Raw genomic sequence first — 10,788 nt, 5'->3', positions numbered from 1 at the left:
AGCCGCGCGTGAAGGTCGTCACCAGCCCGTCGAGCAGCGCATCGGCGGGCCCCGGCGGGCCGGGCGGTGCGGGTGCCGCCCGGGCGGCCTCGGCCACCGCCGACAGGCCGCGGCCGTCGGCGAGGCCGCCGGTGATGATGGCCGCATCGAGCGCGTGCAGGTACGTCTCGCGCGACAGCGCAGTGTCGAGCGGGGCGAGCGCCTTGGCCGCGTCCAGCAGCATCCCCGGCACGTCGCTGCCGCGCGTCCGGTCGAACCCGATCCGGGCGCGCAGCAGTTCGAGCCGGGCGCTGTGCAGGGCGTCCAGCGGGCCGGCCGCGGCGACCGCCAGCAGCTCCAGGGCGGTTCCGGACGCACCGGCCTCGTGCTTGGCGTGCGCGGCCTCCAACGCCCGACTCGCGCGGAGCGCAGGATCAGGGGTCAACTCGGACGCTCGCTGCAGGAACGCCGCTGCCGCGGCCAACCCGCCGCGGGCGCGCGCCCGGCCGGCCGACAGCTCCAGCTCGGCGGCGGCGTCCTCGTCGGTGCCCACCACCGCCTGCGCCCGGTGCCAGGCCCGCCGATCGGGATCGACCCGCGGGTCGGTGACGGCGGCCAGCGCGCCGTGCGCCCGGCGCTGGTCGGGGGGCGTCGCCGCCCGGTACACGGCCGAGCGCACGAGCGGGTGCCGGAACCGCACCCGGGTGTCGAACTCCAGCAACCCGGCCGCCTCCGCGGGCGCCGCCGCCTCGCGGGCGATACCCAGGTGTGCGACCGCGCGCCACAACAACGCCACGTCGCCGGTCGGCTCGGCCGCGGCCACCACCAGCAGCAGCTGCACATCGGGCGGCAGGCCGCCCGCACGGCGCTGGAAGGCGTCCTCGACCCGGCGCGGGACGCTCGCCACGTCGGGAAGCCCGAACCCGCCCGCCAGCTGCGCCGGTGCGCCCCGGGGCAGCTCCAGCAACGCCAGCGGGTTGCCGCGCGCCTCGGCGACGATCCGGTCGCGCACCACGTCGTCCAGCGGAGCGCGGACCGCGGCGGCCAGCAGCGCCCGCGCGTCGGGATCGGGCAGCCCGACCATCCGCAGTTCGGGCAGCCCGACGAACGCGGACGCGTCGCCGTCGCCGGGATCGCGCAACGCGAACACCAGTACCAGTCGCTCGGCCGCCACCCGCCGGGCCACGAACGCGAGAACCTGCGCGGACGCCTGGTCCAACCACTGCGCATCGTCCACCACGCACAGCAGCGGCCCGTCCTCGGCCACCTCGGCCAGCAGGCTCAACACCGCCAACCCCACCAGGAACCGATCCGGCGCAGCACCCTCCCGCATCCCGAACGCCACCCCGAGCGCGGCCTGCTGCGGCTCGGGCAGCGCCCCGGCCCGCGCCAGCAACGGCCCGCACAACTGGTGCAGCCCTGCGAACGCGAACTCCGCCTCGGCCTCCACCCCGACCGCGTCCTCGACCCGGAACCCGGCCGCAACGGCGGTCTCCCGCGCGTGCTGCAGCAGCGCGGTCTTGCCGACCCCGGCCTCCCCGCGCACCACCAGCACCCCGCAGTGCCCCTCCTGGCAGAGGGTGAGCAGCCGATCGACCGCCGCGTGCTCGGCGCGCCGCCCCACCAGCATCGTCTCGTCCTCCCAGGGCGCGCAGGCCCTGCCGACAGAGATCGACCCGACCGCCGGCCACCGCCACGAAAACTACCGGATCAAGGTGGTCGTCCACGAGCGTGGTGGGCCGAGCGACGGGACCGGAACCGTGCCGTGAGGGCACGGATGGGGGTGGTTGCCGACTCGTGCGCGGTGGTCGCGGCGTCCAGAGCCCGTCCCGCCCGGGCGGCGGCTCGCGGTCAGTCGGCCGCCTCGTGCTCGACGTGCCGGCCCACCAGCATCATCCGGCTCTTCCCCTGCGTCGGTACGGGCTTATGCGGTGATTGTCACCGATGCGAAACCCCGCGGGCGCAACCAGGTCGTCGCGACGCCGGCCTACCCCGACCGAGCTCGGCCACGGCATCAGGGACTTCCACCGACGCGGCCGAGGAGCCCGCGCCGCGAATCTGTTACCCGACAGCAGACCGACCGGGGAGCGAGCAACCGCCATGACCAGCACCGAGCCCGTCACCGTCGTGCGAACCGGCCGGGCCGGGCGGTACGCCGACTGGCGGATCGCTCCCGAACTCCTGCGGTCATGGCACCGCCACGCCCTCTGCGGCGGTGTCGTCGGCGAGGTGTTCTTCGCCGCCGACGAGGAGTACCCGCCGGTGCGGCAGCACCGCGAGCGGGTCGCGAAGTCGATCTGCGCCGCCTGCCCGGTCCGCCAGCCGTGCGCCCTCTACGCCCTGGTCCACCGGGAGCTGCACGGCGTTTGGGGCGGTCTGTCCGAGGCCGACCGCCGACGTCGCCTCGCGCACCCCTGACCGCCCACCACCGACCTCACGGAGGGGATCGCCATGGCCTGGAGCACCCGCGAACTCGCTGACCTCGCCGGCACCACCGCGCGAGCGGTACGGCACTACCACGACGTCGGCCTGCTGGAGGAGCCGCGACGCCGCGCCAACGGCTACAAGCAGTACGGCGTCGCGCACCTCGTCCGGGTCGTGCGGATCAAGCGCCTCGCCGATCTCGGGTTCACCCTGCCGCAGATCTCCGAACTGCGGGACGTCGACCGGCACCCCCGGGATGCACTCCGCGGGCTCGACGCCCACCTCGCCCGGACCCTCGATCGGCTGCAGGAGGTGCGCAGCGAGGTCCGGCAGATCCTCCAGGAGGCCGTACCCACCGACCTCCCGCCCGCGCTCGCCGCGAGGATCCGGGACGTCGACCTGTCCGACGCCGACCGCGCTCTGCTGGTCGTTCTGACCAGGGTGCTCGACCTCGTGGTGGTCACCGACTTCGTCGACGCGCTGCGTGGCCTCCCACCGAGCCCGGCGGCGACCGCGTTCGACCAACTCCCCGCCGACGCCGACGACGCGACCCGCCACGAGCTCTCGACCAGGCTGCTGTCCCCGAGCCGGACCCTGCGCGTGATGCTCCCCCGCCTGCGGAGTGCCACCACCGGCCTGAGCGTCGCCGCGGCCAGGGTCCTCGACGAGGCCGTGCGCGATCTCTACAACCCGGCGCAGGCCGACGTCCTGCGCCGAGCAGGGCTCCTGCTCCGCGCCCGTCCCGGGCCGATCCGCACACAACAGATCAAGTCGACCGTGCCGCAGCGGCACGGCGTGCACGCCACCGCGATCGCAGACCGCCGCCTCGTCCGCTAGCGGCAGGCACGCAACTCTCAGGAGGAGACCATGGGACACGTCGTCGTCGGGAACGAGAACAGCACCCCGATCGAGCTCTACTACGAGGACCAGGGGGCCGGCCGGCCCGTCGTGCTCATCCACGGCTACCCGCTCGACGGCCACAGCTGGGAGCGCCAGACGCGCGAACTGCTCGCCGCAGGCCACCGCGTCATCACCTACGACCGCCGCGGTTTCGGCCGCTCCTCGAAGGTCGGGTCCGGCTACGACTACGACACCTTCGCCGCCGACCTGAACGTCCTGGTGGAAACGCTCGACCTCCGCGACGTCGCCCTCGTCGGGTTCTCGATGGGCACCGGCGAACTCGCCCGCTACGTCGCCCGGTACGGCCACCAGCGGGTCGCGAAGCTCGCCTTCCTCGCCGCGCTGGAACCCTTCCTCGTCGCCCGGGACGACAACCCCGAAGGCGTGCCCCAGGAGGTCTTCGACGGCATCGAGGCCGCGGCGAAGGGCGACCGCTACGCCTGGTTCGAGCAGTTCTTCTCGAACTTCTACAACCTCGACGACAACCTCGGCCGCCGCATCAGCCAGGAGGCGGTCACCGCCTCCTGGAACGTCGCCGTCTCCAGCGCTCCCGTGGCCGCCCACGCCGTCGTGTCGTCGTGGATCGAGGACTTCCGTGCCGACGTCGAGGCCGTCCGGGCCAGCGGCACGCCCGCGCTGATCCTGCACGGCACCGCCGACCGGATCCTGCCCATCGACGCCACGGCCCGCCGCTTCCGCCGGGCACTGCCCGATGCGCGGTACGTGGAGATCGACGGCGCCCCGCACGGGCTGCTGTGGACCCACGCCGACGAGGTCAACGCCGCGCTGCGCGCCTTCCTGCGATGACCGCCGCCACCGACGCCGTGACCGACGCCCCGCCCCGAAGTGCCGACCTCGTCGGGCGCGGACTGCTGGCGCTCTGCGCGTTGTCGGCGATGGTCGCCGTCGCCGAAGGTGCCACCCGCGTCGCCGCGGCTCCCGCCGAGTGGGTCCTGACCGAGTTCTGGCGGACCGCGGCCTACCTGGTCTTCGCCGGGATGTGGGCGTTGCTCGTGGCCCGGCCGCGATCGCAGAGAGGGCTGTGGGCGCTGATCGTGCTGCACAAGGTGCTGGTCACCGCCCAGGCGCTGCTCGTGATCGACCTGCCCGGCGCCGCGCGGACCGCGTGGGTCGACGGAGCACTGCTGGTCGCGACCCTCACGGCGTGGGTCCTGTGCCGCGGCTGGCTCGCCTGGCACCGCATCGACGACGGAGGAGGGACACGACCATGACCGTCACGCTGGTGCACCCCGAGGGGGTCGATCGGGTCGACGTCCGGCACCCGGCCGACAGCACGTGGATGGCCGACCGGGTCACCCACCGTCCGCCAGTATGGCGCCGACCTGCCGGATGACGTCGAGCTGGGCCGGGTTGTAGAGCTCGGCCATGGCGGCGGCCGCCGTCTCGGCGACGAACCGCGCGCCACGCGGGGCGTCGACGTCCGGTGCCATCGCCTCCGGGTACCGCTCCCGCATCCGGCGGATGTACGGGGCCATGCGCTCGGCCAGGTCCCGCCGCGTCGCCTCGTCCGCGTCGACGGGCAGCGAATCGAACTCGCCGTCGGTCGGGTCGGTCGGTCTGGAGCGCAGCATCTCGGCGTAGGCGCCGACGTGCTCAGGCCCCATCACCCGGGACATGACCAGCACCATCGACCGGTCGGCCGCCGACAACCCCGCCGCCCCGGCCGCCGGGGCGAGCTCGGCGGGCAGGTCGGTCGGTGCGTGGTCGCGCAGGATCAACCCCAGCTCCACGCGCGCCCGCCGCAACCGCTCGATGGTCGCGCCCAGCTCCGCGTCCAACGCGCGCAGCGCCTCGGCCGGGTGGTGGTCGTCCTCGCCCATCGCCGCGATCCGCGACAGCGAGAACCCCAGGTCCACCAGGCGCTTGATCCGCAGCAGCCGCACCAGGTGGCTCACCCCGTACTGCTTGTAGCCGTTCGAGCGCCGCCCGGGCAGGGGCAGCAGCCCGACCTCGTGGTAGTGCCGGACCGCGCGCACGCTGGTACCGGCCAGTTCGGCGAGCTCACGGGTGCTCCAGGCCATCGGCCCATTGCACACCGTGCCGCAGCGGCACGGTCAAGGATCGGCGCACCCGCCGGCGGTGCCGCCGGTCGCCACGGGATCGCCGGCGGCGGGTCGGGACGGGCGCGCAGGACCGCCGGCGCGTTTGACAGTGCCGCGACGGCACGGTGTTGCGTGGTCCGAACGCCGAACCCCTGCGCCCGTCCCACCACCGCGGAGGACCCATGACCACCACGACGATCCCCGATCCGATCGACGTCGAGGACCTGTTCGCCGACCCGCGCTTCGCCGTCCCCGGCATCTCCCCGGACGGCACCCGCCTCGCCTACGCCGCCCCGCACCGCGGGCGGCTCAACATCTTCGTCCGCGGCGTCGACCAGGATCACGCCGACGCCGTCCCGGTCACCCACGACACCCGCCGCGGCATCACCCAGTACCACTGGACCGACGACCCCCGCTGGCTGCTCTACCTGCAGGACACCGACGGCAACGAGGACTGGCACCTGCACCGCGTCGACCTCGACCACCCCGACGAGCCCGCCGTCGACCTCACCCCGATGAACCCCGGATCCCGGGTCGTCGGCGTCGAACCGCTCACCGGGCACCCCGGCTCGGTGCTGGTCTGGATGAACCGCCGGCCGCTGTTCATCGACGCCTTCCGCGTCGACATCGCCACCGGCGACACCACGGTGCACTTCGAGCTGCCCGACCCGGGCCACACCGTCCTGCTCGACCGCCACGGCCGCCCGGCCTTCCGCTCCCGCCCGGTCGAGGACGGCACCGTCGAGATCTCCGCCCTCGACGCCGCGACCGGCGCGCCCCGCCCGCTGCTGCGCGTCGGCGGCGCCGAGCACCCGATGGGCGTCCACCCCCAGCTGGTCACCCCCGACGGGACGGGCCTGCTCGTCGGCTCCTTCGGCGACGGCGACGACCTGCGCCTGGTCCGCATCGACCGGGAGACCGGCGCCGAGACCGTGGTCGCCGCCGTCGCCGGCCACGACCTCGACATCTCCGAGGGGATGGCGCCGGGAGTGCTTCCACCAGTGGTCTACACCCACCGGCGCACCGGGGAGGTGCTCGCCGCCCGGTTCGTCGCCGACCGCCCCCACATCGAGGTCGTCGACCCCGAATTCGCCCCGATCCACGCCGCGCTGTCGAAGCTCTCCGACGGCGTGCTGGGCACCCTGTCCTCCGACGAGGCCGGTCGGCGCTGGATCGCCACCTACGTCCACGACCGCGAACCCGGCGTGACCTGGCTCTACGACCACACCACCGGACGGGCCCGCGAGCTGTTCCGCGGCTACCCCGACCTCGCCCCCACGACCCTGGCCCCGATGCGCCCGGTCGCCTTCCCGGCCCGCGACGGGCTGCCGCTGCACGCCCAGCTCACCCTGCCCGTCGGCGTCGCGCCCACGAACCTGCCCCTGGTGCTGCTCGTGCACGGCGGACCCTGGTCGCACGACAGCTGGGGCTACCGCCCGGACGTGCAGTTCCTCGCCAACCGCGGCTACGCGGTCCTGCAGGTCAACTTCCGCGGCTCGCTGGGCCACGGGCGCCGCCACGTCACCGCCGCGATCGGCGAGTTCGCCCGCGCCATGCACGACGACCTGCTCGACGCCGTCGACTGGGCCGTCGCCCGGGGCTACGCCGACCCCGACCGGGTCGGCATTTACGGCGGCTCCTACGGTGGCTACGCCGCCCTCATCGGCGTCACCGTCACCCCCGACCGCTTCGCCGCCGCCGTCGACTACGTCGGCGTCTCCGACCTGCCCCACTTCCTGCGCACCCTGCCCCCGTTCAGCCGGCCCTTCTTCGTCAACAACTGGTACCGCTACGTCGGCGACCCCGACATCCCCGAACAGGAAGCCGACATGCTCGCCCGCTCACCCATCACCATGGTCGACCGGATCCGGACCCCGCTGCTGGTGGCCCAGGGCGCCAACGACGTCCGCGTCGTGCGGGCCCAGTCCGACACCATCGTGGCGTCCCTGCGCGAACGCGGCGTGCCGGTCGAGTACCTCGTCGCCGACGACGAGGGCCACGGCTTCGCCAACCCGGAGAACCGGATGCGGCTCAACCGCGCCGTCGAACGGCACTTCGCCACCCACCTCGGGGGACGCGACAGCGGCACCACCTGAGGGGTGGCACCACCGCGGCACGACCACGGCGAGCGGCACGCGTTCAGCCGGTGACCTTGCGCCTTCCTCGCCACCGCCGGGCCAGAACCCGCAGCTGGACAGCTCGCGGGCGCAGCCCTCGACCATGACCCGGTCCCCGCGGTTGAGCACTCCGTCGGGGCCGTCGGTGGTGGCGGTTCCCGGCTCACACCCCGCCCGGTAAGTGCGTCCCGACCCCGGACTTCACGGAACCACCGGCCCCTACGGCACACTCAACACGGCTAGATGTGATGTCAGCCACATGCGGGCCGACGCTCGGCCGCGACCTCACCGAGCACCGGGCGGCTGGATCCGACCGACCACCGGCCGCGTCCACCGGCCAAGCGCCGAACGGACCTGGACCGTTGACCGTGCCGCAGGGGCACGGTGTTGCCTGGTTCTCACACCGGATGCCGGGCCCTACCGGACCGCCCACGGGGGGTGCGGTCTCCGGTCCTCGGCCGACATCCCCATCCTGCGAGTGAGACAGGGAGCTCGGCATGGAAACGCCCACCCAGCTGGCCGTCGACGGCGGCATCCTCAGCTACGAGTCGACCGGCACCGGACCGCTCGTCGTACTCGCCCACGGCATCGGCACCAGCCACGAGGACTACCGGTTCGTCGCGCCCCGCCTCGTGGCAGCCGGCTACCGGGTCGCCACCCTCGACCTGCGCGGCTGCGGTAGGTCCAGCGCGCACTGGCCGTCCTACACCCGCACCGACATCGCCGACGACCTGCTCGCGCTGGTCCGCCACCTCGGCGGCCCTGCCGTGCTGATCGGCCACTCGATCTCCGGTGGCGCCGCCACCATCGCCGCCGCCCAGGCACCCGACCTCGTCACCGCCGTCGTCGAGCTGGCCCCGTTCACCCGCACCCAGTCGATCGCACTCGGCGATCTGCGCAACGCCCGCTACCGCCGCAGCGCCCTCCGCCTGGCCGGCGCCATGCTCGGCAGCGTGCCGAGCTGGCTCGCCTACCTCGACGGCGCCTACCCCGGCGCCAAACCATCCGACTGGTCCACCCGACGAGCCCAGATCAGCGCCATGCTGCGCGAACCCGGCCGGGCGAAGGCGCTGCGGAAGATGCTGCGGACCTCACCGGCCGACGCCGGGCAGCAACTGGGCAACGTCCACAGCCCCACCCTGATCGTCGAGGGCTCACTCGACCCCGATTGGGCCGACCCGCGGGCCGAGGGCGCGGCGATCGTGGCTTCGCTCCCGGCCGGTGTGGGTCGGCTCGAGGTGATCGAGTCAGCGGGCCACTACCCGCACGCCCAGTACCCCGACGACGTGGTCACGCTGGTACTCGACTTCCTGCGTGTGAACACGCGCACCTGAGGTTCCCCCGACAGCTCGGAGGTGTCGAGACGCGCCCGCCGCGGGCGCTCGACGAAGCCGAGGCGGACCAGGCTCTTGATCCGCAGCAGCCGCCCGAGGTGGCTGCCCCCGTACTGCTTGTAGCCGTTGGGATGGCGCTCGGGCACGGGCAGGTGCGCGCGATCCGCTCGCGGTGCTGCCATTCCGGCGGACACCCCTCGTCGGCGGGGAAGGACACCGCGGCGGTGAAATCCCTGGTGCCGTCGCCGAGCTCGACGCAGAGAGGCCGGCGTCTCGACGACCCGGCCTCGCCTGTGAGGTTCGCATCGGTGACAATTGCCGCAATCGACCCCATGCCGACGCCAGGGGAGGTCCAGGCGATGGTCGTGGGGCGGCGCGCCGAGCACACGACGGTCGAGCACCTGCTCGCCCGGGCCCAGGGCGGCGACAGCGGGGTGCTGGTGGTGCGCGGGGAGGCCGGCATCGGCAAGACCGCCCTGCTGCAGCACGTGCACGAGTGCGCTGCGGCGACCGGGTTCCGGGTCGAAGGCGCGGCCGGGGTGGAGGCCGAGGCGGAGTTCGCGTTCGCGGGCCTGCACCAGTTGTGCGCCCCGTTGCTGGAGCGGGCGGCGGAGCTGCCCGAGCCGCAGCAGGCCGCGCTCGGGGTGGCGTTCGGGACGCGCGAGGGTGCTGCGCCGGACCGGTTCCTGGTCGGGTTGGCCGTGCTGAGCCTGCTGGCCGAGGTTGCCGAGGACGGGCCGCTGCTGTGCGTGGTGGACGATGCGCAATGGCTCGACCAGGCGTCCGCACAAGTTCTCGCGTTCGTGGCGAGGCGGGTGGCGGCCGAGCGGGTGGCGCTGGTGTTCGCACTGCGCGACCCCGCTGAGACCGACGTCGAGGCGTTCACCGGGTTGCCGGAGTTGCGGTTGGAAGGGCTCGGGGCGCCCGACGCCCGGGCGCTGCTGGCCACCGCGGTCCGCGCTCCGCTGGACGACGTGGTGCGCGACCGGATCGTCGCCGAGGCGCGCGGCAACCCCCTCGCGCTGCTGGAACTACCCCGTAGTGCATTGCCGGTCCAGCTGGCGGGCGGCTTCGAGCTGCCGGACGTGCTGAGCGTTCCGAACCGGATCGAGGACGGATTCCGGCGCGACGCGGGCAGCCTGCCGCCCGACACGCAGCAGCTGCTGCTGGTCGCCGCGGCCGAGCCGACCGGCGACGCGGCGCTGCTGTGGCGCGCGGTCGCACACCTGGGTATCGCCCGCGAGGCGGTGGCGCCCGCGGAGGCGGCCAGGCTGCTGGACATCGACACCCGGGTGCGGTTCCGCCATCCGCTGGTCCGCTCGGCGGTCTACCGGGCCGCCACACCGCCGGACCACCGTCGGGCACACCGCGCGCTCGCCACCGCGACCGACCCGCGGCTCGACCCCGACCGGCGCGCCTGGCACCGGGCGCAGGCGGTGGTGGGCACCGACGAGGACGCCGCCGCCGAGCTGGAGCTGTCGGCCGGCCGAGCCCGCGCCCGCGGCGGGCTGGCCGCCGCAGCCGCCTTCCTGCAGCAGGCGTCCGAGTTGACCCCTGATCCTGCTCACCGCGCAGGTCGGGCGCTGGAGGCCGCACACGCCAAGCACGAGGCCGGTGCGTCCGGAACCGCCCTGGAGCTGCTGGCGGTCGCCGCGGCCGGCCCGCTGGACGCCCTGCACAGCGCCCGGCTCGAACTGCTGCGCGCTCAGATCGCGTTCGACCGGACGCGCGGCAGCGACGTGCCGGGGATGCTGCTGGATGCGGCCAAGGCGCTCGCCCCGCTCGACACTGCGCTGTCGCGCGAGACGTACCTGCATGCGCTCGATGCGGCCATCATCACCGGCGGCCTCGGCGACGGCCGCGGCCTGTCGGCGGTGGCCGAGGCCGCCCGGGCGGCACCCGCACCGCCCGGCCCGCCGGGGCCCGCCGATGCGCTGCTCGACGGGCTGGTGACGACCTTCACGCGCGGCT

9 protein-coding genes are annotated in these 10,788 nt (G+C 74.2%); 7 read left to right on the top strand and 2 right to left on the bottom strand.

The features are described from left to right. Positions 1–1,609 (bottom strand): BREX system ATP-binding domain-containing protein (locus tag KIK08_RS33940; protein ID WP_214407409.1); only part of this gene is annotated, 1,609 nt, incomplete at its 3' end. A 470-nt stretch (positions 1,610–2,079) separates the two neighbouring features. Between KIK08_RS33940 and KIK08_RS33935 the strand changes: the two genes are divergently transcribed. The 4 genes from KIK08_RS33935 to KIK08_RS33920 are packed head-to-tail and all read left to right on the top strand — an operon-like array spanning position 2,080 to position 4,535. After that, positions 2,080–2,397, top strand: coding sequence for a WhiB family transcriptional regulator (locus KIK08_RS33935; RefSeq protein ID WP_214407408.1), 318 nt, complete (start codon positions 2,080–2,082; stop codon positions 2,395–2,397). Positions 2,398–2,430: 33 nt separating this feature from the next. Next, positions 2,431–3,240, top strand: coding sequence for a helix-turn-helix domain-containing protein (locus KIK08_RS33930; RefSeq protein ID WP_214407407.1), 810 nt, complete (start codon positions 2,431–2,433; stop codon positions 3,238–3,240). A gap of 30 nt (positions 3,241–3,270) precedes the next feature. Beyond that, positions 3,271–4,110, top strand: a complete 840-nt coding sequence (locus tag KIK08_RS33925; protein WP_214407406.1) for an alpha/beta fold hydrolase — start codon at positions 3,271–3,273, stop codon at positions 4,108–4,110. Next, on the top strand, positions 4,107–4,535 hold the full coding sequence (locus KIK08_RS33920) for a hypothetical protein (protein WP_214407405.1): 429 nt from the start codon (positions 4,107–4,109) through the stop codon (positions 4,533–4,535). The genes KIK08_RS33925 and KIK08_RS33920 overlap by 4 nt, the downstream gene beginning before the upstream one ends. 81 nt (positions 4,536–4,616) lie before the next feature. Here KIK08_RS33920 and KIK08_RS33915 read toward each other — a convergent pair whose 3' ends face one another. After that, on the bottom strand, positions 4,617–5,345 hold the full coding sequence (locus tag KIK08_RS33915) for a MerR family transcriptional regulator (RefSeq protein WP_214407404.1): 729 nt from the start codon (positions 5,343–5,345) through the stop codon (positions 4,617–4,619). A gap of 203 nt (positions 5,346–5,548) precedes the next feature. Here KIK08_RS33915 and KIK08_RS33910 point away from each other — a divergent pair, with 203 nt between their 5' ends. The 3 genes from KIK08_RS33910 to KIK08_RS33900 form a co-directional block, all read left to right on the top strand. Beyond that, positions 5,549–7,462 carry a S9 family peptidase gene (locus KIK08_RS33910; RefSeq protein ID WP_214407403.1) on the top strand — a complete coding sequence of 638 codons (1,914 nt, stop codon included), beginning with the start codon at positions 5,549–5,551 and terminating at the stop codon, positions 7,460–7,462. A gap of 518 nt (positions 7,463–7,980) precedes the next feature. Continuing rightward, on the top strand, positions 7,981–8,817 hold the full coding sequence (locus KIK08_RS33905) for an alpha/beta fold hydrolase (protein WP_214407402.1): 837 nt from the start codon (positions 7,981–7,983) through the stop codon (positions 8,815–8,817). Between the two features lie 332 nt (positions 8,818–9,149). Beyond that, a partial coding sequence (locus KIK08_RS33900) for an ATP-binding protein (protein ID WP_250558382.1) occupies positions 9,150–10,788 on the top strand: 1,639 nt, incomplete at its 3' end.

Source organism: Pseudonocardia lacus (assembly GCF_018531445.1).
Lineage (GTDB): Bacteria > Actinomycetota > Actinomycetes > Mycobacteriales > Pseudonocardiaceae > Pseudonocardia > Pseudonocardia lacus.
The sequence above is the reverse complement of the archived record's forward strand: the minus strand, read 5'-3'. Positions and strand labels throughout refer to the sequence as shown.